Annotated in this window: 31 protein-coding genes; 20 read left to right on the forward strand and 11 right to left on the reverse strand. The window is 56.4% G+C overall.

From position 1 onward, the window contains the following. Positions 1-6: 6 nt before the first annotated feature. The 7 genes from QMX84_RS01240 to QMX84_RS01270 form a co-directional block, all read right to left on the reverse strand. Positions 7-1,122, reverse strand: coding sequence for a DUF2586 domain-containing protein (locus QMX84_RS01240; protein ID WP_282362904.1), 1,116 nt, complete (start codon positions 1,120-1,122; stop codon positions 7-9). 11 nt (positions 1,123-1,133) lie between these two features. Continuing rightward, entirely contained in the window at positions 1,134-1,814 is a 681-nt protein-coding gene (locus QMX84_RS01245) for a phage virion morphogenesis protein (protein ID WP_282362905.1), read from the reverse strand. Continuing rightward, positions 1,804-2,256, reverse strand: a complete 453-nt coding sequence (locus tag QMX84_RS01250) for a phage tail protein (RefSeq protein WP_282362906.1) — start codon at positions 2,254-2,256, stop codon at positions 1,804-1,806. Before QMX84_RS01250 ends, QMX84_RS01245 begins: the two co-directional genes overlap by 11 nt. Then, positions 2,253-2,723 carry a head completion/stabilization protein gene (locus QMX84_RS01255; RefSeq protein WP_282362907.1) on the reverse strand — a complete coding sequence of 157 codons (471 nt, stop codon included), beginning with the start codon at positions 2,721-2,723 and terminating at the stop codon, positions 2,253-2,255. Before QMX84_RS01255 ends, QMX84_RS01250 begins: the two co-directional genes overlap by 4 nt. A gap of 100 nt (positions 2,724-2,823) precedes the next feature. Continuing rightward, positions 2,824-3,540, reverse strand: coding sequence for a phage terminase small subunit (gene gpM / locus QMX84_RS01260; RefSeq protein WP_282362908.1), 717 nt, complete (start codon positions 3,538-3,540; stop codon positions 2,824-2,826). Further along, entirely contained in the window at positions 3,537-4,556 is a 1,020-nt protein-coding gene (locus tag QMX84_RS01265) for a phage major capsid protein, P2 family (protein ID WP_282362909.1), read from the reverse strand. The genes gpM and QMX84_RS01265 overlap by 4 nt, the downstream gene beginning before the upstream one ends. Before the next feature lies 1 nt (position 4,557). Beyond that, on the reverse strand, positions 4,558-5,478 hold the full coding sequence (locus QMX84_RS01270; protein ID WP_282362910.1) for a GPO family capsid scaffolding protein: 921 nt from the start codon (positions 5,476-5,478) through the stop codon (positions 4,558-4,560). A gap of 162 nt (positions 5,479-5,640) precedes the next feature. On the opposite strand from QMX84_RS01270, the gene QMX84_RS01275 reads away from it, so the two are divergent. From QMX84_RS01275 to QMX84_RS01285, 3 genes are all read left to right on the forward strand, one after another. Then, positions 5,641-7,695, forward strand: a complete 2,055-nt coding sequence (locus tag QMX84_RS01275) for a terminase family protein (protein WP_282362911.1) — start codon at positions 5,641-5,643, stop codon at positions 7,693-7,695. Further along, the gene (locus tag QMX84_RS01280; protein WP_282362912.1) at positions 7,607-8,473 is read left to right on the forward strand and encodes a phage portal protein; all 867 of its coding nucleotides are present in this window, start codon (positions 7,607-7,609) and stop codon (positions 8,471-8,473) included. Before QMX84_RS01275 ends, QMX84_RS01280 begins: the two co-directional genes overlap by 89 nt. 79 nt (positions 8,474-8,552) lie before the next feature. Further along, entirely contained in the window at positions 8,553-8,810 is a 258-nt protein-coding gene (locus QMX84_RS01285) for an ogr/Delta-like zinc finger family protein (protein ID WP_282362965.1), read from the forward strand. Between the two features lie 43 nt (positions 8,811-8,853). Here QMX84_RS01285 and QMX84_RS01290 read toward each other — a convergent pair whose 3' ends face one another. Further along, the gene (locus QMX84_RS01290) at positions 8,854-9,042 is read right to left on the reverse strand and encodes a hypothetical protein (protein ID WP_282362913.1); all 189 of its coding nucleotides are present in this window, start codon (positions 9,040-9,042) and stop codon (positions 8,854-8,856) included. A 100-nt stretch (positions 9,043-9,142) separates the two neighbouring features. Beyond that, the gene (locus tag QMX84_RS01295) at positions 9,143-9,493 is read right to left on the reverse strand and encodes a helix-turn-helix transcriptional regulator (protein WP_282362914.1); all 351 of its coding nucleotides are present in this window, start codon (positions 9,491-9,493) and stop codon (positions 9,143-9,145) included. A gap of 84 nt (positions 9,494-9,577) precedes the next feature. Here QMX84_RS01295 and QMX84_RS01300 point away from each other — a divergent pair, with 84 nt between their 5' ends. From QMX84_RS01300 to QMX84_RS01335, 8 genes are all read left to right on the forward strand, one after another. After that, a complete protein-coding gene (locus tag QMX84_RS01300; protein ID WP_282362915.1) occupies positions 9,578-9,790 on the forward strand; it encodes a DNA-binding protein in 213 nt (70 codons plus the stop codon). Positions 9,791-9,819: 29 nt separating this feature from the next. Beyond that, a complete protein-coding gene (locus QMX84_RS01305; RefSeq protein WP_282362916.1) occupies positions 9,820-10,302 on the forward strand; it encodes a YmfL family putative regulatory protein in 483 nt (160 codons plus the stop codon). A 79-nt stretch (positions 10,303-10,381) separates the two neighbouring features. Then, positions 10,382-10,615: a hypothetical protein gene (locus tag QMX84_RS01310; RefSeq protein ID WP_282362917.1), complete on the forward strand. Its 234-nt coding sequence runs from the start codon at positions 10,382-10,384 to the stop codon at positions 10,613-10,615. A gap of 8 nt (positions 10,616-10,623) precedes the next feature. Then, entirely contained in the window at positions 10,624-13,326 is a 2,703-nt protein-coding gene (locus tag QMX84_RS01315; protein ID WP_282362966.1) for a toprim domain-containing protein, read from the forward strand. Between the two features lie 23 nt (positions 13,327-13,349). Next, complete coding sequence (locus QMX84_RS01320) at positions 13,350-13,643, forward strand: hypothetical protein (RefSeq protein ID WP_282362918.1); 294 nt, start codon at positions 13,350-13,352, stop codon at positions 13,641-13,643. 67 nt (positions 13,644-13,710) lie between these two features. Next, positions 13,711-13,974, forward strand: a complete 264-nt coding sequence (locus QMX84_RS01325) for a hypothetical protein (RefSeq protein WP_282362919.1) — start codon at positions 13,711-13,713, stop codon at positions 13,972-13,974. Next, the gene (locus QMX84_RS01330; RefSeq protein WP_282362920.1) at positions 13,971-14,414 is read left to right on the forward strand and encodes a DUF2528 family protein; all 444 of its coding nucleotides are present in this window, start codon (positions 13,971-13,973) and stop codon (positions 14,412-14,414) included. Before QMX84_RS01325 ends, QMX84_RS01330 begins: the two co-directional genes overlap by 4 nt. After that, positions 14,411-14,848 carry a hypothetical protein gene (locus QMX84_RS01335; protein ID WP_282362921.1) on the forward strand — a complete coding sequence of 146 codons (438 nt, stop codon included), beginning with the start codon at positions 14,411-14,413 and terminating at the stop codon, positions 14,846-14,848. Before QMX84_RS01330 ends, QMX84_RS01335 begins: the two co-directional genes overlap by 4 nt. Positions 14,849-15,172: 324 nt before the next feature. Here the strand turns inward: QMX84_RS01335 and QMX84_RS01340 are convergent, their stop codons facing one another. Next, the gene (locus tag QMX84_RS01340; RefSeq protein WP_282362922.1) at positions 15,173-16,171 is read right to left on the reverse strand and encodes a site-specific integrase; all 999 of its coding nucleotides are present in this window, start codon (positions 16,169-16,171) and stop codon (positions 15,173-15,175) included. 548 nt (positions 16,172-16,719) lie between these two features. Here QMX84_RS01340 and QMX84_RS01345 point away from each other — a divergent pair. From QMX84_RS01345 to QMX84_RS01375, 7 genes are all read left to right on the forward strand, one after another. Continuing rightward, complete coding sequence (locus tag QMX84_RS01345; protein WP_153336024.1) at positions 16,720-17,013, forward strand: DUF3077 domain-containing protein; 294 nt, start codon at positions 16,720-16,722, stop codon at positions 17,011-17,013. Between the two features lie 161 nt (positions 17,014-17,174). Then, positions 17,175-17,675: a sigma-70 family RNA polymerase sigma factor gene (locus QMX84_RS01350; RefSeq protein WP_153336023.1), complete on the forward strand. Its 501-nt coding sequence runs from the start codon at positions 17,175-17,177 to the stop codon at positions 17,673-17,675. Then, positions 17,675-18,616 carry a FecR domain-containing protein gene (locus QMX84_RS01355; protein ID WP_282362923.1) on the forward strand — a complete coding sequence of 314 codons (942 nt, stop codon included), beginning with the start codon at positions 17,675-17,677 and terminating at the stop codon, positions 18,614-18,616. Before QMX84_RS01350 ends, QMX84_RS01355 begins: the two co-directional genes overlap by 1 nt. A 115-nt stretch (positions 18,617-18,731) precedes the next feature. Then, positions 18,732-21,221 (forward strand): TonB-dependent receptor, encoded by a 2,490-nt coding sequence (locus QMX84_RS01360; protein WP_282362924.1) that lies wholly within the window; start codon positions 18,732-18,734, stop codon positions 21,219-21,221. Between the two features lie 130 nt (positions 21,222-21,351). Then, complete coding sequence (locus QMX84_RS01365; RefSeq protein ID WP_153336565.1) at positions 21,352-21,681, forward strand: hypothetical protein; 330 nt, start codon at positions 21,352-21,354, stop codon at positions 21,679-21,681. A 223-nt stretch (positions 21,682-21,904) separates the two neighbouring features. Further along, on the forward strand, positions 21,905-22,699 hold the full coding sequence (locus QMX84_RS01370) for a hypothetical protein (protein ID WP_282362925.1): 795 nt from the start codon (positions 21,905-21,907) through the stop codon (positions 22,697-22,699). Between the two features lie 163 nt (positions 22,700-22,862). Next, positions 22,863-23,192: a hypothetical protein gene (locus QMX84_RS01375; protein ID WP_282362926.1), complete on the forward strand. Its 330-nt coding sequence runs from the start codon at positions 22,863-22,865 to the stop codon at positions 23,190-23,192. Here QMX84_RS01375 and QMX84_RS01380 read toward each other — a convergent pair whose 3' ends face one another. Beyond that, the gene (locus QMX84_RS01380; protein WP_262126417.1) at positions 23,193-23,582 is read right to left on the reverse strand and encodes a cytochrome c family protein; all 390 of its coding nucleotides are present in this window, start codon (positions 23,580-23,582) and stop codon (positions 23,193-23,195) included. A gap of 169 nt (positions 23,583-23,751) precedes the next feature. Here QMX84_RS01380 and QMX84_RS01385 point away from each other — a divergent pair, with 169 nt between their 5' ends. Next, positions 23,752-24,258 carry a sigma-70 family RNA polymerase sigma factor gene (locus tag QMX84_RS01385; protein WP_048367786.1) on the forward strand — a complete coding sequence of 169 codons (507 nt, stop codon included), beginning with the start codon at positions 23,752-23,754 and terminating at the stop codon, positions 24,256-24,258. After that, complete coding sequence (locus QMX84_RS01390) at positions 24,255-25,223, forward strand: FecR domain-containing protein (RefSeq protein ID WP_262126416.1); 969 nt, start codon at positions 24,255-24,257, stop codon at positions 25,221-25,223. The genes QMX84_RS01385 and QMX84_RS01390 overlap by 4 nt, the downstream gene beginning before the upstream one ends. Positions 25,224-25,315: the final 92 nt, after the last annotated feature.

The following is a 25,315-nucleotide window of genomic DNA, read 5'->3' on the forward strand; positions in this document are numbered from 1 at the left end:
AGGGGGTTACTCCGAATCGTCGGTGGAAAGATCGAGGGCGATGTTGGCCGTCAGGTCTTTCGGGCAGTTGAGTGGGCGGACCTTGATATAGATCTCAACCTTGGTTTTGCTGAGCCACACCAGAACGATGTCGCCGTCTTTGGGCGATTCGATCTCGCCCGGGAACACCTGACCGGCGAACGTCACGGACTTGGCCATCCGGCGCAGTGGGGTCATGAAGGCGCTGACAGCAGCGGCCATGCTGTTGGGCGTGTTGTTCAGGCGACGGTCACCCACACGGCGGATCAGCAGTGGGCGTACCTGACGCGCAGCCTTGTCAGCCAGGCGCAGGTACTCGACCACCAGGAAGTCGCTCGCCGGTGCATCGAGCATGTTGCCGTCGCCCCAGTACACGCCCGAGTAATCCGGATAGGTCTGCGAAACCGAGAAACGAGCCTTGTCCAGCTCGGCACGGATCGCCGATGGAAGCGGTACGCTGTCTTTGTCCACAGCAACAGCGCCCAAGCCCAGCAGCGCACCGGACGCGACGCGCATCGGGCTATCAGCAACGCTTACGGCAGCATTGGCCAGTCGACCGGCCAGCACCCCCAGGTCATTGCCGTGCAACTGAGGCACGACCAGAACACGCGGCGCGACAAGGCCCGTGGTGATGGCACGCTGCTCAGTGAGGTACTGATTCCACGTCTGCAGCGCGGTGATGCCGACACTGGCCGCCATCACAAACACCCGGCGGCCATACGTGTTATTGAGCGCAATGGCCGCGTCATGCATGGCCGACAGTTCGGCGGCGGCTTTCACCGGCTTGGTGATCACCACGGCCTCAACCGAATGGCCTTGTTGCATGGCCTTTTCCAGCGCTTTAGCCCAGTCACCGTCTGCAGCGATCGGCGCCGCCAGGCAGGCCCAGCGATCGCCACCGTTCAGTTTGGCGGCAGTGATCTGGGTTTTCAGGTCACTGGCCGGAATGCCCAGGGTGCTTTCCAGATCGCTGTCGGTGTTCAAAGGGATCAACTCGCCGACGCTCTTCGCGCCGGGGCCGATGAAAAGGAAATAGCGTTCGATCTCAGTCACGGCACCCTGGCCCAGATTGAGATTGTTAACGGTGACTTGGCCGAGTGACATGCAATGCCTCGTTAGCGGGGTGAGTTAAGGATTTGTTGAAAGACCTGGTTAACCAGATCGCTGGTTTCATTGCCGGTGTTCACGCCCAAGAACTGGCGTTTGGGCAAGGTGATGTCCCAGCTTTGCGCACCCGAGGACGCTTTTCTTTCATCGTTCAAGATGCGAATCAGCAGCCCCGCCTTCGCGTAGTTCACGTGCTCTTGAATCCACGCCACAGAGGGCTTGGCCATGGCCTTTTTGCCCTTCACGTGTACGCGGAAACCCACTTGGCGCAGGCGCTTGGCTTGTTTGTCGGTGCAGGCAATACCGGGCGGGACCTTGTTCCAGCGGCGCATCTGCGCAGCCGTACGGCGTTCGCTGACACCGTTGTGCTGCTGTGAGGCAACCCAGCGCGTCAGGGCGTTTTTCCAGCCCAGTTCGGCTTCATCGGAACTGACACGGGTCACCTGCAGCAGCTTGGCCAGCCCGGCTTCCATCTTCTTTTTGCCCTTGGACGAGCCTTTGCGCTCAGCGAAAGGTGTGCCGTCCAGGTTCTGCTGTTCGCGCACACGCTTGCGGCTTTGCGTACGTACGCGCTTGCTGACGTTGTTCAGCAGCCGGCGGCGCAACTGGGGCGACAGCTCAAGCAAGGCCATTTGGGCTTCAACGCTGAGCAGGCCCCGAACATCGAGGTTCAGCGGATTAGCGGCCACGGGCGGCCACCTCGCCGTGCTCAGCAACCCACAGATCGAACGGAACAAACGCCCAGGTCTTGCCGAAGGCCTTGATCTCGCCGTTGGGATCCTCGGCCAGATACTGCGGCTCGATGAATTCCAGGGTGATTTCGACGTCAGCCAGATCGTTGTCCAGCATCGATACATCAAACTTCGGCGCTGGCAGGTCGTAGCGGCGATCGCGGTCGGTATCGTTGCCTTCCAGCCAACTGCCCACCAACGCCATCAGGCGCGCGGGGTGATCCGCGAAGCGTTCGAAAGCGATCGTTGCGCTGTAGCGCATGTCGCCCATGTGCAAGCCGTCAACGTCAGGTTTCCAGAACAGATCGAGCGTGACCTGGTCGGTCCAGCTGTCGAGCTGTTCGGGCAACACTAACTGGCGCTCTTTGAGGAACTTGGTCAGGGCAATAAGCTTGATCACAGCAGCACCGCCGTCATGCGGCCACGGCCCTGCAGCGAGCGGACAGCGGCCTGGCTGAATGCCAAAAAGGTTTCGGCGCGCTCCGGGGCTTCCTTGCCCGTGTTTTCGGCGCTTTCGCGGCGGGTGATGGTAGCGAACTGGGTCAACAGGTTGGCTTTGGCGCGGCAGTACACGGCGCGCTTGTATAGCTCAACCTTATGGGCGTAGGCCCATTCTGCAGGTGTGCTTACACCTGCAGCAGTCTCAAGGTTCGATAAACCAGCAGCCAGCAGGGTGTCTTTCACGCGTGCTAGGTCTTCGTTGACCTCGGTCATTGCCGAGATCAAACCAACGACCAGCGTTTCGACCAGGTATTCCCCTGGAAGGCGGTAGGCCTTCTGAAACTCAGTCAGCGAGAGGTCGGGCCAAAATCCGTCGTTCTCGATCTGACGCTCCACAAACGTGGTGGGGTTGCCTGAAAAGCTCATCGCTGGCCGCTCAAATAGGGGCGAGGAAACTGTTTCAGTGGGGCATGGCCATAAATGGTTGGCTCACATCCACAGTTTCTCGCCGGGGGGGGGTAGTCGGTTATTCGGTGACCGGTTTGGCCTGTTTTTTGTTCAGGGCACGCAGGCAGTTTTCGACGCGAACACCCACGCCGATGCTCGAATACAACTCAGTGGCACGATTGAAATGCAGCAGCGCAGTTGCCCATTCCTTGCCTTCCATAGCCCGGATGCCGATCAACTTGTGAAACTTGGCCGGGATCTGCTCAGTCAGTTGCCATTCACCGTCAACAAGTGGCAACAAGTCGGACAGGTAAGGCTCTGGGCTGCGATTGGCCTTGTACTCCGCATAGGCCCAATCGCACACGGCGTCCGCAACAAAGGTCTGGATGTCGCGCTTAAATAGCTCGGGCATCTGCTGCCCTTGCCCGATCGCGAAGTGGGCCAGCTCCATGCCGTCGTCAAATTCTTCCGTGTCGAACAGCCAAATCATCACCTGTACCAGGACGCGATTCGGGAAGTTCAAACCCGACTCGCAATAGCGCTGTACATAGTCCTGGTACTTGGGCAGTAACTCGTCACGCTTGAGTGCCTGCTTACCAGCCAACCCATTGATTGCACTGAGGCGTTCAAGGTCTTGATCCAAGGCTGCTTCCTGCAGCAGCAGATTCTTGCGGGCATTGGCTGGGCTGGTCAGGGCGGATTCCGGCGAATAGGCCACCGGCGCACTGGCTGCTGCGACTACTGCGGCTGCGCCTGCTGCCAACAGGCGGCGCTTGTGCGCCAGGGCCAGGCTCACGGCAGAAGCTCCACGTTTTCGGTCAGAGCGATCTTCTCGATCTGCTCGATCACGTAGCCTTCGTTGCGGCTGTTGTAATCCTCAACGCGGGAACGTTTCGGGTTATCGACAGCCTGCTTACGCCAACTGGAATCCTGGTAGTACAGCGACAGGTTGTCCCAACTGGTGACCAGCACGGCGTTCACCGGGAAGTTCGGCACACTGAACGCCGGCAGACCGCCATAGGTCGCGATGACCTGGGCGTCTTCAATGCGTTCTTTCTCGGTTGGAGTAGCGCCCTGCTTGGTGTAGAGCTTGGCTTTGTCAGCGGCGAGCAGGTCAGAACCGATGATTGCGACCAGATCCCCATCCTCACGCAAGATCTCGTCAACCAGTTGCTTGGTGTCATGCACCAGTGCGTCGAGGTTGGCATAGTCTCCACCCTCGCCCAGCGTGACCTTACCCGGCTCTTTGCCTTCCTTGAGCACCTGTTGCGGCGCCAACTCGCGCAATTGCTGCAGCCAGCCTTTGTTGACGTCTTGAAGCAGCGGGTACTTTTTGATGTCGGTCTGTACCGCCGCATGCGTGCCGTGGAAACCGACCACGATACGGTCTTGGGCAATACGCTTTTGCACGGCTGCTGAATAACGATCGTGGAAGTCCGGGAACTTCGCCCAGGCGTCGATCTTGGCGTATGGCATGCCCACGTCGGACTCGGTTGAAAACAACTCGTACAGCGAGTTGCCGAGTGCCGATGCATCCTTGGCAGTACGGTCATTTTCCTTGGTGTCAGTTCGACCAGTGACCGGGCCGTTCACACCGATAAAGACCTTTTCGCCCTTGATTTCACTCACGGGAACGATGTTGATTCGCTCCAGAAAGTCAGCTTTGGCGGTGATTGCGTCGTTCAGTTCCTGCGCAATCGACGGCTCGACCGAGAACATCTCGCTGGCCTGCTGAACACCGTATGACTCGGCGATAGCGGCCTGCAATGCACTGTATTTTTTGGCGCCATTAGCGCTCAGTGGCTGGGCCATGTTAGAGCACCCGCTTTTTGGCAGGGTTTTGCGGGCCGGTGTTGCGTGGCAACTGACGACCTGCTGGGGTGTTTTGCAGAGTTGAGAACTGCTTTTTGAGGTCTGCCAGAGCAGACAGCACAGCCTTGTTCCCGCCACCGTTGCGACGGAACTCACGCTCTTCTTCGACAGTGGCCACGATGTCACCTACCGCATCGCTCACGTCGTCGATCGGTTCCTGGTCGGGATCGGGTGCTTCTTCAACAGCTGGTTCGATGACTGCCTTAATACCGGCAGCGACGATTAACAGCTGCTCCAGCAGGGCTGCAAGAGCCGTTGCGGTAGCTTCATCCATAGGGGTTTTGCTCTCAGTGAAAGTTGAGGGGGTTTCGGCGGGTTTGTTGTCCAGGGAAAAACGCTTGAACAGGTTGGTGAGCGCGCCAATAAGCTTGTTCACCTCGCCTTGTGGCTTTTCTTCGCTCAAGTTGCCCAGCTCGACAGAGGCTGCGTAGTACGCGGCTTTGTTGGTTTTTTTCGAAAAATACAGCTCTTGAGTGCCGGTGCTGGCTGGCTCATCCGTGACGGCCATGCCGGTCATGTACGCTTTGCCGGTGCCGCGGAAATTCGGATAAATTTCAATGCTGCTGAACAGCTTCTGGCCTTGGTCATTGAGGTAAAGCAGTCGATCATTTGGCTTAAGCTGTGCTTCCAGCGCGATTTGGCCGGGCTCCAGTTCGTCGTCTTCTTCAACCAGGCGAACAGCAAATACAGTCCCGTGGGAGCCTGACCAGCGTTCGTGTTCACACCAGATAACGGCTGTGTAAAGCGAAGGCTTGTAGGTCTCAGCGATATCGCGCAGTTCCTGGGGAAGGATCTCGCGGCCATCGACGGTCGGGCCGCTGACAGCGACACGTTTCCAGTACGAAACAAGGGAACGGGGCATGAGTAATAACTGCGCTCAATCGGTGAAGTAGCCCACACGATAGGGAGCCGATACCCCTCAAACAAACGGTTTACTTTCGCTTTCCTCCTATTTTCACGATCTAGGAGAAACGAGGAATTTAACTGCGCGTTCACCGCCTTTTCGCCGCATAGACTGCGGCCCATGTTCTATTCAACCGAAGTTAAAGAAGCCGCCAAACGCCTGTTTCTGCGCCGCTGTAAGGCCAAAGAAATTCAGGCGCAACTCAACCTGCCCAACATCCGGATCGTCTACTACTGGATCCGTCAGGGCGGATGGGAAGACATGCTTTCGGACGAAGAACCGCTGACGGCGGTCGGACGGCGGATCACCCTTCTCCTGGACAAAGCCAGCAGCCTGACCAAAGACGAACTGAACGAGCTGGACCGCCTGACAACCGTACGTGAGCGCCTACTTAAGCAGGCTGCCAGACCTGCAGCGGTACCGGCGGCAACGGCAGACGAACCGGACGAACCCCGGGAGCGCTCTCAGCGCACGCGTGGCGAACGCCAAGGCCGAAGGGATAGCGGCGATAAGAGACGGGAAAAGAAGCCCAAGAACGACATCAGCGGCCTGACTGAGGTCGACTTTCTGGATCAGTTCATCGGCAGCATGTACGGCTACCAAAAAGAACTGTTCGCGGCCAAGCAAAACCCGCTGACCTGCCGGATCCGGAACATCCTCAAAAGTCGACAGGTCGGTCTGACCTACTACTTCGCCGGTGAAGCGTTCATGGACGCGGTGTTAACCGGCGACAACCAGGTGTTCTTGTCGGCCAGCCGATCGCAATCGGAAATTTTCCGCAGCTACATCATTCAGTTTGCCCAGAAGTGGTTTGGCATCGAGCTGACCGGCAACCCGATCGTGCTCAGCAACGGCGCCGAACTGCGCTTTCTCAGTACCAACAGCAGCACCGCCCAGGGCTACCACGGCCACGTTTACGTGGATGAGTACTTCTGGATCCGTGACTTTGAAAAACTCAGCACCGTGGCCAGCGCCATGGGCACCCACAAGAAGTGGCGCAAAACCTACTTTTCAACGCCCAGCGCGGTGTCGCACCAGGCGTACCCGTTCTGGTCAGGCGACGAGTTCCGCAACAGCAAGCGCGGGAAAAAGGCCGGGGGCACCTGGCCGACCGAAGCGGCCTACACCCAAGGCGCGCTGTGCCCGGACGGCCAATGGCGCAAGACCATCACCATTCAGGATGCTATCGACGGTGGCTGCGATCTGTTCGACCTTGAGCAACTGCAGCTGGAGTACGACGAAGACAAGTTCCAGCAGCTGTTCTATTGCAAGTTTATCGACAGCACGCAAAGCGCGTTCGGCCTCAAAGACCTGGAGCGCTGCTATTCCGACCTGACGTTGTGGGAAGACTACAAGCCCGACGAGGATCGCCCCTACGGCAACAGCCCGGTATGGATCGGCTATGACCCAAGCCGCACCCGCGACGACGCCACCTGTGTGGTCATTGCCCCGCCGCTGGAGCCCGGGGCGAAATTCCGCATCCTGGAGAAGCACAGTTGGCGGGGCCAGTCGTTCAAGTTCCAGGCCGGGGAGGTCAAGAAACTTACCGAGCGCTTCAACGTGCAACACATCGGCATCGATATCACCGGCATCGGTTACGGCGTGTTCGACCTGGTGCGCGATTTCTACCCGCGCGCAACGCCGATTCACTACAGCCTGGAAGCCAAAAACACGTTGGTTCTTAAGGCACAGGACACGATCCAAGGCAGCCGTATCGAGTGGGATGCCGGCTGGACGGACGTCGCCCAAGCCTTCCTGACCATCAAGCGCGGTACCACCGGCAGCGGCCAGATCACCTACAGCGCTTCGCGCACCGAGGCCACCGGCCACGCCGACATTGCCTGGGCAATCATGCACGCCCTGGCCAACGAACCCTTGAACACGAACAAGCGGCGCCGTAGCCGCTATCTGACGAGCGACAGCAATGCCCAAACCACGACGCAGAAAGCAGCAGGCCACTCAACCACGACCGCAGCAGCCCACGCGAATGTTTACGTTCGGAGAACCGGAACAGGTTCTGAGCGGCAACATCGGCGAGTACATCGGGGTGTTTCCCAGCGACGACGGCGATATCTACAAGCCCCCGGTGTCGCGTACCGGCCTGGCCAAGCTGCTGCGTGCCAACGCGCACCACGGCGCCATTCCGAAGTTCAAACGCAACCTGCTGCTGCGTGAGTTCATCCCGTCAGCGGGCTGCAGTGCTCACACCATGGGCTGTGCTGCGCTGGACTACATGGTGTTTGGCGATGCGTTCTTCTACCGCCACCCCAACGCGTTTGGGGAATGCCTAGAGCTTGAACACCTGCCCGCGATCAACATGCGGGTAAAGGTCGACGGTGGTTACCGCATGCTGCAGGCAGACAACAAGTTCATCGACTTCGACCCGGACGAGATCGCCCACGTCATGGACTACGACGTCGAGCAGACCATTTACGGCATACCGGACTACCTCGGCGGGCTGCAGGCGCTGTTGCTCAACGAAGCCGCGACCCTGTTCCGCCGCCGCTACTACAGCAACGGCGCCCACGCGGGCTACATCTTCTACACCAACGACCCGGACCTGACGGAGGAAGACGAAAACAACATGCGCGAACAGATCAGCTCAAGCAAAGGTGTGGGTAACTTCCGATCGCTGTTCGTCAACATCCCCAACGGCAAAGAGAACGCTATTCAGATTATCCCGGTGGGCGACTTTCAGGCCAAAGACGAGTTGGAGAAGGTCAAGAACATCACCCGCAACGACGTGATCGCGGCATGGCGAATGAACCCGGCACTGGCGGGCATCATCCCGGAAAACAGCGCCGGCTTTGGCGATATCCAAAAGATCGACCAGGTCTACACCAGCAACGAGATACGTCCGATCTGCCAACTGTTTGACCAGGTAAACTCATTGCTGCGCGAAGACAGACGATTTAACTGGAAGGAAGCTCACAAGGAAGGCGAAAACACTTAGCAACACTCAATATACGGCAAATGCCACTACTATTTGTGGCAAAATAATGGCGATTATTTGCCCCTGGGGAGGGACAACAATGCGAGTTACATGCAGATGCGGACACAAGGGAAAAATCAAAACCAGCAGCCCGACATCAACGGATTTCAGAACACTGTATTGCTTTTGTTTAGACCCTAACTGCGGTCACCAATGGGCAGCACATCTGACCTTTTCTCATACGACCCACCCGTCAGCAAAAATGGTCGACCAGTTATTGTTTGGCCGATTGAAAGAGCTGCCCAAGGCACAGTTGCAGGAAATGTTTGAGCAGTTGGGGGCACAGTCGACTGCGTAAACCGCCGACTCAAAATGCCGGCGATCGCGTTACTGGGAATAGGCTATCGAGTGACAGCCTGTTCTTCCGGGTTGGTTGCCAAAGTCTCTGTTACCCGTCGCAGTTGCTTACGATCCTCTTCACACAACTGTCGGTAAAGCCTAATCAGACCCTGCTCGACATTCGTAAGTGAATGCCATTCAAAACCACCATTTTGTACGCAGCCGCTACCAGTTTTTGCATCATCCAACATGCTTACTACTCCATAAAATGCATTGTTGAATTGACGTTATCGGGCGGGCTAACGGCTTTGAAATAGGTTTGCGACGAATGATTCAGATTCTTTTAAGAAATTAATTCTTGGCTCGAGCAGCGTCATCCGCCATTGCTTTGAGGATCCTGCGAACGGCCTTTTGGTCGTCATCCGGAATGCTTCGATATTGCTTAACCAGGCCGTCCTCCACGTGTGAGAGAGAGTCCTCAGAAAGCGTTGTACGAACGCCGGTGAGTACGTAAGGAACGTCAAAGCCGAATTGAGTAGCAACCTTGCTCAAGTAGGCAGCTGTCGCGTCACTAGACCCAGCTTCATAGTTTGCTTGCGTTCGCTTGGCTATCCCGAGGGCCTCCGCAAGTTCGTTCTGCGTCATCGAACACCGCTTACGTTCTTCTTGCAGCCGGGCCCCAATCTCTTCGGAAAGATGCAAAATAATTCATTCCTTGTATTTACAAATGCATCTAAGTGCATCATTGTGCATCTCACATCACATGAAATTGCACGGAACTGCACTATGCCTAACACAAGTACTACCGATCAAGCGCGTAAGCAAGCGCGTGAGGCCTTGGAGAAACGCGGGCAATCGGCGAAAGATTTCGCCGTACTGAACAATCTGAACCCCAGCACCGTTTACGCGGTGCTGAGTGGACAGAGTCTTTGTCGCCGTGGGGAGGCACATCGCGCCGCTGTGTTGCTAGGCATCAAAGACGGCGTGATTGAACAGTAATGCCAAAGGCTCACAGGGAAAAACAGAAGATGAAAACCATCATTCTAAAAACTCGCAAGGACGTGGTCAGTGAGCTGATTCGCTCTTTGCCTGGCGGCTGCAAATTCGCTTCCGATCTGCTCGGCATGAAACAAAAGAAGTTCGAAAACCACGCTTACGAAAACAACAAAAGCCGGCCACTGACGGCTGAACAGCTTTATCTGTTGGAACTCGTCACCGGGACTACTCATTTTGCTGAGTATGTCGCGAGCATGTACGGCGGGATGTTCGTACCCGTGCCTAAACCAGAGACCTTGGACAATCTTGAGCTGTACACCTTGGGTGTGCAGGCCGACGCCAAGCGCGGGATGGTCGACCAAATCATTGCCCAAGCCCTTGAGGATGGCGAGATTGACGAAGCCGAAACCGAAGCAATCCTGAAAGCTGACAGCCTGCATATGGCTGCAAGACGTGCAGAAGTTCTCGCTGTTATCCACCTGCACGCAAAAAGCCCGGCATCCGGCGCTCAGTAAAACCACCAACCCAAAACATTGCCTGCCCCACACAACCCCGTGGGTTTGGGTGAGCTGCGTCCAAATCTGAGGTTTCACTATGGGAAATGCCGTGATTGTCACCGCCCAACTGCCACCGGCAGAGGCTCAAGCATTGCTCTTGGCCCTGCGTGAGCAGTACCGCTCAAGCCTCAATGAATATTGGTATGCCGACCAGTTCCGCTTGATCGCGGATGGCCTGCGCCATGGCGCCATCCTCGCCCACGTCCCGGTAATGGCTGCCCAAAAACGCCTTATGGCAGCCCTCTCCCTCAGCCTTAAATCAGTGAAGTAACAGCCATGATGAAAGAAAGTATTCGCGAAGACGTGATCCGGAGATTGGAGCACGACTTCAACCTGAAACATCGCGGCGGAACCAACTACATGCGCGGGGGCGAGTGCCCTGCATGTGGCAAAAAAGAGCTGTACGCTCGCTATGACAAACCTTGGCAAATCCGCTGTGGCCGGCCGGAGCGCTGCGGCCACATTGCGCACGTCAAAGAGCTTTACGAGGATCTGTTCGAAGACTGGAGCAAACGAGCCCCGTCCACTGAAAACGATCCTGTGGCCACCGCTCGCGCCTATCTGGAGTTCTCCCGCGGCTTCAACACCGGGATCATCGCCAACTGGTTCACCCAGGAGAACTATTACAACCAGGACCTGAATGAGAGTAGCGCCACTGTGCGGTTTGCTCTTCCGAATGGTGGCTATTGGGAGCGCCTGATCGATCGTCCGTCACGCTTCGGCAAGATGAAAGCCCGCTTCAAGCCGATGTACAGCGCCCAAGGCCACTGGTGGTGCCCACCCACCGTTGATTTAGCAACGGTGAAAGAACTCTGGATTGTCGAGGGGATTTTTGACGCCATCAGCTTGGTTCACAATAACATCGCTGCTGTATCGGCCATGTCCAGCAATGTGTACCCCGCTCACGCTCTTGAACAGCTGCTGGAGCTACGCAAAGGCAATCTCCCTACGTTGGTATGGGCGTCGGACAATGAACCAACTGCACGCACTTACCTACAGCGCTGGGCCAAACTATCCCGGGAGTTGGGCTTCAAGTGCGTTGCCGCTTTAATCCCGCAACGGGATGGACGCAAGGTCGATTGGAACGATCTTCATCAACGCTGGCAGTTTGAAGACGACGATAAACGAGATAAGCGGCGTGAACGTGATCTCGAAATTGCCCGTCATGAAGGTGACCTGCTGCTGGCTCGCTCACCTAAAGATAAAGCCATGCTCATGTACACCTGGGAGGACTCCACGTCCGAATTCTGCCTGGAGTTTGGGAACCGGATGTACTGGGCAAAGTTCGATGTCTCCAAGTTGGAAGAAGAACAACGCGAATTACTTAACAGTGATGACCACGACGACCAGTTGCTGAACGAGCGGGATGCTCGCCGTAAGGTGCTTGAATCCGTGTGCACTTTAAAACTGATCACTAATTGCAACTTTGAAGCGCTCTACAAACAAGTGAATGAGGTAACCAGCGAAGCCTGGTTCTACTTCCGAGTTGACACGCCTAGCGATAACGGCCCTGAGAAGTTCACTTTCACTCCAAAACAAATCACATCGAGCAGCGAATTCAAGGCGCGGCTGATGTTTTCAGGTGCCAGTTGGCTGGGCTCTCAGAAGCACCTGGACCAGATCATAATCCGGCAAACCGAAGGCCTTAAAATTGTCGAAACTATAGACTTCATTGGTTACAGCAAGGACCACAAGGCTTACATCTTCAACGATATAGCCGTACAGAACGGAAAAGTTTTCAAAGCCAACTCAGAGGACTATTTCGACCTCAGTAAAAAGCGGGTCAAGTGCCTGATGAAGTCGGTGAAAATAAATTTATCAACGGACGCTAAAGGCTACCGTGAAGACTGGCTGCAAAAACTGTGGCTGTGCTTTGGTGAAAAAGGCTTGGTAGCTCTGACGTATTGGTTCGGGTCACTGTTTGCGGAGCAAATCCGCGCCGAATACGAAAGTTTTCCGTTCCTGGAAATGTCGGGTGAACCTGACTCAGGGAAGACCACCCTGATTAAGTTCATCTGGAAGTTGTTCGGTCGCCTTTACGAAGGCTTCGACCCTGCCAAAGGATCCGCTTCTGGCCGTAGCCGTGCGATGGGCCAGGTGGCCAACCTTCCCCTTGTGCTTTTGGAAGCCGACCGTAACACCAACGCAGACAACTCCAAGTCGTTTGAATGGGATGAGTTCAAGGACTACTACGGCGGCGGCTTGCTGCGTACGCGTGGCATCAAGACCAACAGCAACGATACGTATGAACCGCCTTTTCGCGCATCCATCGTCATTGCTCAGAACTCACCTGTGTCTGGCCATGAGGCGATTCTCAGCCGTATTACCAAGCTGTACTTCCCAAAGCCCAACATCACCGAGGAAAGCCGCGCAGCAGCTGACTCATTGGTTCAAACAGAGGTTGGCGAGGTAAGCCACTTCATGGTCAAGGCCATGAAAGCAGAGCAACAGGTCATGGCCCGTTTTGCCGAGGCTTACCCCAAGTACCGTGCCGAGTTGTGGGCAAGCAAAAAGCTCAGCTCCGATCGAGTCATTCGCAACCACAGCATGCTGCTCGCACTGGTGGACTGCCTGCAACTGGTACTCCCCCTGACCGACCGCATGGTCAGCGAGACACGCAAGTACATCCTTGCCATGGCAACAGAGCGTCAGTCAGCCATCACCACCGACCCGCAGGAACTGAACGAATTCTGGCAGGTGTACGACTACCTGGAATCGCTCAGCAGCGAGCCGCTGGTTAACCACAGCAAAACCACTGGGGTGATCGCCATCAACCTCAACCAGTTTGCCGAAGTGGCTCTGGAACACCGTCAGCGGATTCCAGACTTGAGCGTCTTGCGACGGATGCTCAAGGAAGGCCGCACCCATAAGTTCATTGATGCCAGCCGGCCAACTGATAGCGCGATCAGGGCAAACCTGCAGGCGCGCACCCCACTTAATCCGATCCCACAGTCAGTTCGCTGCTGGGTGTTCAAAGCCTGATTACAAACAAGGGAGTTATGCAGATGCACGTTCAAGTATTTATAGGCAATGCCAGTAACGGCAAGAACAGCAACTTGCAGGAAGTGCATGACCAACTGATTGCAGTTGGAAATACCGCGCCGATTATTCAAGCCGGTGCTTACGGCGAAGACGGCTTGATTGAGATTTTGGAAGTGCGTGCAGCAGCTGGCCAGCGTGAAGTCTTGGTGGAGGGTTGCACCCGGCTGCAGATTTTGAAGGTCTTGGAATGGCGGTCACTGACTGAGGATGACCCGAACTTTAGCGACCTGGTTATTCATCTGGCACGCCAGGACTAACCGGATTTTGAAAAGGCATCGAGGAGTTCGCAGCTCCCCGACACCAACCACCACTGAGGGCAACACCATGCAAGCACAGCACCAAAGCAGCAGCGACCCGAAGGCTATCACATTGACCGTTGAAGGCGCACAAGCGGCGCGGCATCTGATGGCGATCCGGATCGTCGGAACAGCGTTGTTCGATTACCAGGTGCGGAAAACCGCCGATGCGCGGATCCGCCTCGAATCCCTCACCAGCATGGCCCACCTGCTGGGTGATCTCACTGCAAACGAAGCAGCTGTGGTGGCACAGCTGCTGAACCAACCTACTCAATTTGGAGCGAACGTATGAGCACCGTCACTGCAGATCAAACCGTAATCAAACGCTACGTGGTGAAGGAAGTCTGGAAGGATTATGAAGTCACCCTAGAAGTTAACCACGCAAGATTGACTCCCGAAGTTGCCACGATGATCAACAGCTTTTGGTCAGATCATAAAAGCCGTTTGCAGATAACAAACGGTGATGTTGTAAAAGCAGTCATTCGTCTTTTTGGTCAGACGATGATCAGACTGATGCTCAGCGAAGGCGGGTCATCTTTCAGCATCGATACTGGTAAACGTGACCCTTTTGGCCAGCCTGGCCCTGTCTGGACAGAAGACTTACATGAAGAAGAAGGCTGGGGAGGAAGTATTAAAGGCGACCCCTACGGCTTTTGTGGGATCCGCGTTATTGCGGCAGATGTAGAAGCACCCGGCTTTGACGATGTTGAGTTAGCGGAGGTTGGCCAATGAGCATGAAAGCATTACCGAACTCACCTGAGCAGCCACAGGGCAAGCCTGTGGGATACATCTCACAAAAAGCACTAGATAAGTTGGTGACGTATCCCATGAGTTCTGCCTGTATAGACGGGTACGCTATGTATAAAAACTCAATAGCACTCTACAGTCATCCAGAACAGCAGCCCCCGCCAATCTCGGATGGCACCACAAGCGACAAATACAGAGCAGAGCTGTACGACGAGGTTTGGCAGAAGGCGCGAGACATGGGCTTTGCGAATGTTACGGATGCGCTGGAAAAATTGACAAAGCCGGTAGCGGTGGTGCTGCCCGATCGTAAGACCGCTGCTGACTGGCGGTATATGCGTAAATCGGATGGAGAAGACGCTGCAAACATTTACAACTCAGCGCTTGACGACGTGGCAAGGTTGAACGGATTAAAGCCATGACTAACCCGGATCTACTCAACTCGTTGCACGAACTGATTCGTCAGTTGCAACGGCCAGCCGTCGCGGCAGAGCATGAGCTGTGGACATCACAGGATATTGCTGCCTACTTGAAGCTATCTGCCTACACGGTTGAACGTAGGGTCGTTGTTCAACCCGGCTTCCCTACGAGCGTACAGCCCTGCGCAACTGGAGTAAAAGCAGCTAAACGTTGGTTTGCGGGAGAGGTGATTACCTGGTTGCGGCAGCATCGAGCGAGGTTGCCGGCGGCGAGACGATCAAGACAGTTAGCATGAGATTTAAGCCTGCGCACTCCGCAGGCTTTTTTTATCCCAATCGTTGGGCCAGTTCCGATGCTGTGGCGTTGTAATAGATCATCAAGGACTTCAAATCTTTGTGGCCAGTGATACGTGCCAGGTCCAACACATCAACCTTGCGGGCCAGCCGCGTAATGGCTTCATGACGCGTGTCATGGAAAGTCAGACCATCAATCCCCAACTCGTCGCGAACCCTTCGAAACATCGTGTCTGCCGAAGCTGACTCAAGCTTGAACAGACGATCGCTAGGGCCCTTCCCTTTGTACAGCGGCTCTAACAATTCACCGGCCCGCGTGCTTAGTGGAACATTACGACTGGTGCCATTCTTGGTCATAGGCAAGTGCACGAAGCGTTCTCGCAGATTCACGCACTTCGCTGTCATGCCTAATATCTCCCCCTGCCTCATGGCGGTTTCGATGGCAATGAGGAATGCATACGCAAGTTCCTGCAGGAGCGTCACCGGCGGGTGCCCATCGGCAAAGCCAAGTCGATTGAGTAACGCGCTGACTTCACCTGGTGCGATCCGGCGATCACGGGGAGGTCCATTACTCGGGCGCTTGGCATCACGAACGGGGTTTACCATGCACGACTTCCATTCTCGTCTTGCGAGTTCAAACACAGATGACAGGAGGGTCATTTCACGCCGCACAGTCGCTGTCTTCACCACCTTCAACCGTGCATCACGCCATTGAGCGACCTGCTCCGAGGTGATGCGGTCCATCAGCTCCCCGACCCACTCCAGTTCCCGATCGAACCTATCAAGCCGAAGTTCTTCCCAACGCTGGCCAGCCTTAGTGGGTGACACATCACGCTTGTATCGGCGCAAGGCTTCGGAGAGAGTCATCGACACAGTGGATCGGGACTTCCCCTTTTGCGCGTTGATCTCCGCTTCGCGTGCTGTAGCCCAAGCGATTGCCGCTGCCTTAGTGTCGAAGGTTTGGGAGTCACGTACCCCCAGCTTTGCCACCTCAGCCCGCCAACCACCACTCCGTTTACGGTATGAAGCCATCACACCCTCCTGGCGTAAAAATGGCGTAAAGGCTACCACGCTGTTGCAAGATTCTGCCGTCTGCTGCCATAACCCTACACAGCTGCAGCCCAGCATAACCGGGGCTTTCAAGAGATTGCCGCTTAAAGCCGTTTGCTGTCGGAATGATCCCGTATCCCCCTCGGGGCACCATCTTAAGAAAGACCTTGATTATCAAGGTCTTTTTTTTCGCCTGTAGAAAAGATCAAAAGATCGCGAGGCAAGCTCGCTCCTACAGATGGCGTGTGCGCCACGTTTGCCCTTTTCAACCGGGAGGGTTACTCTCGCTCCGTCGCTGCCCATTCAGCGACCGGACGTCGCGGTCCGAGCATATACAGGCGCACAGGCGCCACCATTTCAATAGCTGGCGCTTTTTTGTGCCCGCTAGTCTGTTATGGCGGCTGTGTGTGGGAGACCTTCGGGTCTGCCGGGGTTCCTGTATGCCCGGTCCGCGAACCCGCACATGGCTGCCACCCATATTCGTTTCGCGGCGAACTGTGGCAGCTCCTCACATACAGGAGTTACGCCCAATGACACGCCCTGCTTCCCCTTTGCTCCATACCACCGGTGCTGCTACGTTCGGCACGTGCAATGCTCAGAATCAACGCTTGTTCAGCGTCAACCCCGGTATTTCGGGCGTTGAGGCGATGGAGCATGCCTCGCTGCTGATGAACTGCGTCAATACGCTGTCGTTTCTCGGGGCCATGGACGATGGCAACGAAGCCATGCGCTGGGCTTCGCACTATCTCAGCGAGATGGCCAAGGCGGTCATTGATGACCTCACGCTGGGGCTGCAGCAGGCTCAAGAAGGGGATGCCGTTTAAGATTACCTGCGCAGAAAACCGGCCACCGCGCCGGTTTTTTTGTGCCACACATCGGTAACCCCGCGCTCAAAGCGCCCTCTCCTGCTCAACCATCTTGCACAATTGCAGCGCGATCTAGACAATGCGACTCATTATCAATTAGTGATATTGGTTGGCCATTTATGCCTGCTCCTGACCATAGCGCCTTGCACCTGTTGTACAGCGAACATAATGGCTGGCTCAAAAGCTGGTTGCGCGCGCGGCTGGGTAACGCCAGCGATGCAGCCGATTTGGCTCAGGACACGTTTGTACGTTTGCTGGCGTCCCGTGATATCGAGCAGATCCGCGAGCCGCGCACTTACTTGAGCGCCATTGCCCGCGCACTGATGATCGACAAGTTTCGGCGCCGCGCCCTGGAGCAGGCTTACTGCGAAGCGCTGGCCCTGCACCCTGAGCCGATGGATATTTCGCCGGAAAAACGCCTGCTGATTCTCGAAACCCTGGTGGCGATTGATTCCATGCTGGACGGCCTGGGCGAGCGCACGCGGCAGATTTTCCTCAGCGTTCAACTCGAAGGCCTGAGCTATGTGGCCACCGGCAAACGCCTGGGAGTGTCGGTGACCACGGTTAAAAAGCACGTGATCCGCGCCATGACGCATTGCTTGCTGTTAACGGAAGACTGATGGCACCGCCTCTCGATCTGCACACCCTCGAAGCCGCCGCCACCTGGTATGTGCGGCTCAGCAGCAGCGCGCCCAATGAGGCAGACCAACAGGCGTGGGCCGCCTGGTTGCAGGCCAGCCCGCAGCATGCACGGGCCTGGGCGCGCGTGGAGAAACTGCAAAGCCAATGGGCCGGACTGCCGGCAGAGGTCACACTGACAACGTTGGCCGGGGTGAAGGCGCGTCGCCGCGCGGTACTCAAAACCCTGGGCTTGTTGCTGGCCGCAGGCGGCAGTGGCTGGCTGGCCACGGAGCACGTGCCTTACCGGGCCATGCTGGCCGATCAGCGCACCGCTACCGGGCAGCGTCGGCACCTGCGCTTAAGCGATGAAAGCCAGATAGACATCAATACCGACAGCGCGCTGAACATTGTTTTCAGTGCGCAAACGCGCCTGATCCGCCTGCACCGGGGCGAAATTCTGGTGCAAACCGCCAGCGACTCTCGGCCTTTTATCGTCGAGTCGCCCCAAGGCAGTGTGCGCGCCTTGGGCACGCGCTTTGTGGTGCGCTGCGGGCCAAGCTTTACCGAGGTGTGCGTGCTGGAAAAGGCGGTTGAGCTGCGGCCCTTGAATCACCCGTCACGGGTGCAGCGCCTGGATGCGGGCCAACAGGCTCACCTGGAACCCAATGAGGTCAGCGCCATCACCGCGGCCCCGGCGGGTGCTGGTGCGTGGAGCCAAGGCATGCTGACGGTCATCGATTGGCGTTTGGGCGATTTCATCACTGAGCTAAGCCGCTACCGCCCCGGCGTATTGCGTTGCGATCCCGACATTGCGCACTTGCGCCTCAGTGGCGCGTTTCGGATTGATAACACCGACACCATTCTGGAAAACCTCAGCCAGTCGCTGCCGGTCACGGTGCGTTTCATCACACGTTATTGGGCCACTGTCGAAGCGGCTTAAATTTTTTTGCGAATAATTCCCACTAAGGGTTGCCGATTTCAATTTTCGTTCGGCCATGTACAGAAAGCAGCGATCACAGCTGCGCCTCTGCCCCCGCCAACGGAAGGAAACCCGTATGTCACGATTTACCCTTAGCGCCGCCAAGCCGCTCGCGCAGGCCATTCGCCTGGCGGTGGCGCTCGGTGCCTCTGCGGCCGCAGCCCTGGCCGCCCCCCATGTGTCGGCGCAAACCCAGACCCACGCCTACCAGATCAATGCCGGCTCACTGGGTACCGCCCTGAGCCTGTTTGCGACGGCGGCGAATGTGACGCTGTCGTTTAACGCCGAACAAACCCAAGGCATGACCACATCGGGCCTTAACGGCACCTATGGTGTTGATGAAGGCCTTGCGCGCTTGCTGGCAGGCAGTGGCTTGCAGGCTCAGCGCCAGGCCAATGGGGCCTACGTGCTGGTGCCCGCCGCAAAGGATGGCTCGCTGCAACTGGGGGCCACGTCGATCACCGGCCAAGCGTTGGGTGAAGTCAGCGAAAATACCGGTTCCTACACCACCGGCTCCACGACCACGGCCACCAAGCTCAACCTGAGCCTTAAAGAGACGCCCCAGTCTGTCAGCGTCATGACCCGCCAGCGCATCGACGACCAAAACCTCAGCAGCATCGGCTCGGTGCTGGAGCAAACGCCCGGTATCAACGTGCAAAGCCCCGGCAGTGATCGCCTGTATGTGTTCTCCCGCGGTTTGGCGATTGATAACTATCAATACGACGGCATGCCGACCACCTCGTTTGCGTTCAGCCAGGCATTGCCACAAGCGCTGTCGGACATGGCGATTTATGACCACATCGAAGTACTGCGCGGTGCGTCCGGTTTGCTCTCCGGCACGGGCGACCCTTCCGGCACCATCAATATGGTGCGCAAAAAGCCTACCTCGACGTTCCAGGGCTACGTCAGTGCCGGCCTCGGCTCATGGGACCTGTACCGCACCGAAGTGGACGTGTCCGGCCCGCTGACGCCGACCGGTAATGTACGCGGGCGCGCCGTCGCGGCCTATCAGCAAGCCAACAGCTTTACCGATTACCTGCAGCAGGAAAAAACCATCCTCTACGGCGTGGCAGAAGCCGATCTGAGTGACAGCACGCTGCTGACGGTCGGGGCCGAATACCTTTACAACGACCCGCGCGGTTTCTCTACCACCGGCCTGCCGATGGTGGACAACAAGGGCAACCAACTGCACCTGTCACGCAGCGAAAACCCGGCCAGCCGCGACAGCACCAACCGCCAGGAGTCGGTGAATGCCTTCGCCTCGATCGAGCAAAAACTGGCCCATGACTGGACGCTGAAGGTCTCCGCCAACTCCCTGTACGGCACCCGCGAGTACGACTCGATCATCGTCGGCACCACCACGGGCTTTCTCAACCCGCAGACCGGCAGCGGCCTCAGTTACACCGCGACCAAGGGCGACAATACCCAAGAGCAAAAAGGCCTGGATGTGATGCTGTCCGGCCCTTACCAATGGCTGGGGCGCGAGCACGAACTGGTGGTGGGGTTTAACTACCAGAGCTACGAAAACCGTCGTAACGGCTTCGGCAATCTGCTGGCCAACGGCACCAGCGACAATGGCGTCAGCGGCAAGCCGGTGAATATTTACAACTGGGATAACTACGCGCCCAGCGCCTCTTACAACTTCAACCGCGAAGACGACAACATCAACCAATGGCAGAACGGTGTATACCTGGCCACCCGGCTCAAACCCACCGATGACCTCTCTGTCATCCTCGGCACACGCGTGAGCAACTATCGCTACGATGCCTTTCTGCATTACAACGTCGCGAACATGCAACGCTTCAACACCGATGACACCTTGCGGGTCAACGGCAAGGTCACGCCGTACGCCGGGGTGGTCTACGACCTGACCCCCAACCACTCGGTCTACGCCAGCTACACCAGCATCTTCAAGCCGCAGCCCTACCGCACCACCAGCGGCAACTTGCTGGACCCGCGCAAAGGCGACAACTACGAAATCGGTCTCAAGAGTGACTACTATGACGGCCGCTTGAACACCGCCATCGCGCTGTTCGAAGTTGACCTGGAGAACGACGCCATCGCCGACGGGCTGGTGATAGGCAACGACAACCTGACCGCGTATGTCGCGAAAAAGACCAAGACCCGTGGCATTGACATGGAAGTCAGCGGCGAACTGCTGCCCGACTGGAACCTCAACGCCAGCTATAGCCACAGCGTGGTCAAAGACGCTGATAACGAGCGCGTCAAAACCATCATCCCGGCCGACATGCTGAAGGTCTGGACCACCTACCGCCTGCCCGGCGAACTGGACCGCGTGACCATCGGTGGCGGCGTCAACTGGCAAAGTGCAATCCATATGACCGTGGACAGCTGGCAACTCACCACCCCGGCCAAGGTCAAGCAAAGCGACTACGCCGTTGCCAACCTCATGGCGCGCTATCAACTTACGCCGCAGTGGTCGGCCACAGCCACCCTCAACAACGTGTTCGACAAAAAGTACATCAGTTCGCTGGACGAGAACTTCCGCAGCGGCTCTTATGGCCCGCCGCGAAACGTGATGTTGACGACCAAGTACACGTTCTAACCCGATGATGCTTAAAACGCCGCCCTCTCAGTGATGAGACGGCGGCGTTTTTACTGAGACCCAAGACTTTTTTTTCACCGGCAAAAAAGCCATCATCCCCCGCTCAATCCCCGCCACAGGACCCCGCCCCATGGAACGCCCGCTGGAGACCGTCGCCCTTTTCTCGCTCAAGCTCGCCTACGAAACGGAGGGCCAAAGCCCGATTCTGCGCGACGACATGGTCATGGGTGACTATCAGCGCGACGTCTTTGCCTTTCTGGTGCGCAAGGGCGACCTGGAGGCAATCAAGGCCAAAATCGATGAGTGCATCGACCTGGCCATGGACGCCATTGGTGGTGCGGACTCGCCCATGGGTCGCGAATTGCAGAAGCTGGCGCTTGGGGTGCAACAGGCGCACAGCCTGGAGCAACTGAACGCGCCGCTGCTGGCCCTCAAGGATTATTTACACGACATCCTGTGAGATCAATCATAAAAAGGACATAAATCAATTTGATGAATTAAATTTTCAACATAAAATAAAGACCGCATATAAGTACTCAGCCCTATAGCACATTAATCATGAGCCCCGACACCCATAACAACTCACACATAAAACCTTATCAGTGTCAATCATTGACTCCACAACAAAATTCTACCCACTTAGAATCCTTAAAACCGACCAACCTCAACAGACCACTAAACACATGACAAAAAAAACTAAAAAGATATCCACCCGAGAATGGATACTTATTATAATAATTTTATCCCTCACACAATTTCTTATACATTGGCTCTCAATGAAGTATGGTGGAAGCGCAAGCGCGCTAGGCTATGTTTCATTCGCGGGCACTGTTGTATCCATACTACTTGGCTTAATCGCAATTGTTTATTCATTTGTGCAATCCATATCACAGAATAGTTCCGCAGTAGAAATTAGCGAGCAAATAAAAAGACTAATTACAGCTGGCGAAGACATTACAAAATCGAAGGAAGAACTTCTTAAATCAGCTTCAATACTAAGTGGCATAACAGACAATCTCGGTAGCCAACTGAAGGAAAATACGAACGCTACAAACAAAATTGCTGGCATATTTTCAGATGCCAAAACGATTTTGAGTTCAGATCCAAAATCAAAAGATGCTACAGACGAAAAATCCTATTCAATTTTCAGCAGTAACCGAGTCTGGATCAGTATTGCTTGCATATGCATAGGAGAGGCAATCAAAAGAAAATGGACTCTAGACAATGTGCAGACCAACATAATTGAGCCGCTAGCTAATGAAATAGGCATTACTGAAGATTTGGCATCCGGGGTATTACTCGGGATAGTTTTATGCTTGGAAAGCGAGGGTTTTATTTCATACAAAGACGACAACCCAGAAGAAGTCCTTCTTGACGTAGGTAAATTTCAAACACGCTTAAACGAGTTAATTCCTGACACACTTGGCAGCAAACACAAAGAATTTCATCATCTATGGAATATAGTAAACAACTTATAAAAACAAGAACCAAAACTTGTACTCATCAGATTATCTAGACAAATCCATAGCAACCTACACAATGGCCTCCAAGAGTCTTAAAATCTCAAGGCGGCCATACATATCTGACTTGAGCACATTCAATATATTATTTAAAATCTCAAAAGCTTGATGACCCCGCCCCATGGAACGCCCGCTGGAGACCGTCGCCCTTTTCTCGCTCAAGCTCGCCTACGAAACGGAGGGCCAAAGCCCGATTCTGCGCGACGACATGGTCATGGGTGACTATCAGCGCGACGTCTTTGCCTTTCTGGTGCGCAAGGGCGACCTGGAGGCAATCAAGGCCAAAATCGATGAGTGCACCGACCTGGCCATGGACGCCATTGGTGGTGCGGACTCGCCCATGGGTCACGAATTGCAGAAGCTGGCGCTTGGGGTGCAACAGGCGCACAGCCTGGAGCAACTGAACGCGCCGCTGCTGGCCCTCAAGGATTATTTACACGACATCCTGTGATTACTGGTCTTTGAAGGTTTCGATATAGGCCAGCAGGTTGGCGATTTTCTCCGGGTCGCTGATACCCCAGAAAATCATGCGCGTGCCCTTCACCACTTTTTTCGGAGCTTCGATGTACGCCGCAAGTGTCTCGGGGGTCCAGACCACACCGGAGTTTTTCATCGCTTGGGAAAACTGGTAACCCGGCAAACTCCCGGCCTGTCGCCCGATCACACCATTCAAATGCGGCCCAAAACCGCTGCGCGCGTTTTCCCCGATGCTGTGGCACCCGCCGCAGGTCTTGCTGAATAACTTGCCGCCCGCCTCTGCATCGCCCGCCGCCGCAGCCCCCAGGCTAAACAGTCCGGCATTCAGGGTCACAAGCAAGGTCAGCAAGGCTCGGTACGTCATCGATAACTCCACATCAGGTCGAGGTGTTCAGGCAGGCGCCACTATAGCCCAGGCCTAAAACCCGTCACGAGACCCAGATCATGTGTTTCGCTCGGCGGTGATTGCAGTTGCCATCATATCGCCGCTAGACTTGAGAACGATTCGCACTCACCTTCTGGAAAACCGACCGGTGCAACCTCTCTCGACTCGCAAGCTGGGCTTTTTTTTCAGCGATCACCACCGTTGGTTGCTGCAGCATATTCGTCGGCGCGTGCGTAACCCTGCGGATGCCGAGGACACGGCAGCCGACACGTTTTGCCAAATGCTCGCCGCACGGGTCGACCCGGACAGCATCGAGCAGCCGCGGGCTTATTTATCGACGATTGCGCGACGTTTGATTTTCGATCGGCACCGGCGCGGCAAACTGGAAAGCGCCTATCTGGAACGCCTGGCCTTGCTCCCGGAAACCGTGGTGCCCTCCCCCGAAGAACAGTTGCAGTTGATTGAGGCGCTGGTGGCCATCGATCGGGCCATCGATGGCTTGCCGCTGGTGGTCAAAGCCACCTTTTTGTACAGCCAGCTGGACGGCCTGAGCTATGTGGCCATTGCGCAAAAACTCGGCCTGTCGGAACGCACCGTCAGCCGCTACATGAAACAGGCATTACGCCAGTGTTATCTGTGCGAGGCAGCGCTATGAGCGAGTTACGCCTGGACCCGGTCAGCGAACAGAGCATCGACTGGATGGTGAAGCTGCGCGCTGACACGCCTGATGCCGCCCTGCTGGAGCGTTTCAACGCATGGCTGGCCGCAGACCCGGCACATGTGCACGCGTGGGACACCCTGCAAAAACGCCTCGGTGGCTCGTTCAATACCGTTCGCGCGCTGGACCGGCGCCTGCCCGGCCAGGCGGGTGAAGCACGGTTAGTGCTGCTGCAACCGAGCACCACTCGGCGGGACGCTTTGCGCACGCTGGCCGGTTTGGGCTTGCTCGGCGGTGGGTTGTGGTTGGGTGCCAGTAGCCCGTTGGGTGAATCACTGCTGGCCGATGTGTCGACCGGGGTGGGTGAGCGCGATGACTTTAACCTGGCCGATGGCAGCCGCCTTAGCCTGAATGCCAACAGCGCCGTTGACCTGCATTTCAACAGCCAGCAACGGCTGGTGATTTTACGTCGCGGCGAGTTGGTGATTCAGGTGGCGCCCGATGCGCGTCGTCCGCTTCGCGTGCGCACCGCCGAGGGCGAGATTCAGGCCTTGGGCACGCGCTTTTTGGTATCGCAAGAATCAGCGGCCAGCCGCGTCGTGGTCCTTGAGCATGCGGTTGAAACCCGGTTGTTCAACGGCACCACCCTGACCCTGCAAGAAGGCCAGTCTGCCCTGCTCTACCCCCGGCGGATTGTGCCGCAAGCGGGCGACCAGCATTACCGCGCCGAGTGGTTGAACGGGCGGCTGAACGTACTGGATGACTCCCTGGCGCAAGTGGTCGATGCGCTGCGCCCTTACACCCGTGGGCTGGTGCGGGTCGCACCTGAAGTGCGCGGCCTGCGTGTACAAGGCGTGTACCCGCTGAATGACCCCGACCGGGCCTACACCGCTTTGGCCGAAACCCTGCCCATTCGCGTGGACCGCTACAGCCCGTGGCTGACGCTGATCCGGCCAGCCTGAGCCACGGCGCAAAAATATTTTTGATAATTGCTCGCATCCGTGTCCGGTTTTTAATTCTCAGCCCACCTATCTCCTGAGACTTCCACACGATC

The sequence above is a fragment of the Pseudomonas sp. PS01297 genome, assembly GCF_029959305.1.
GTDB lineage: Bacteria > Pseudomonadota > Gammaproteobacteria > Pseudomonadales > Pseudomonadaceae > Aquipseudomonas > Aquipseudomonas helleri.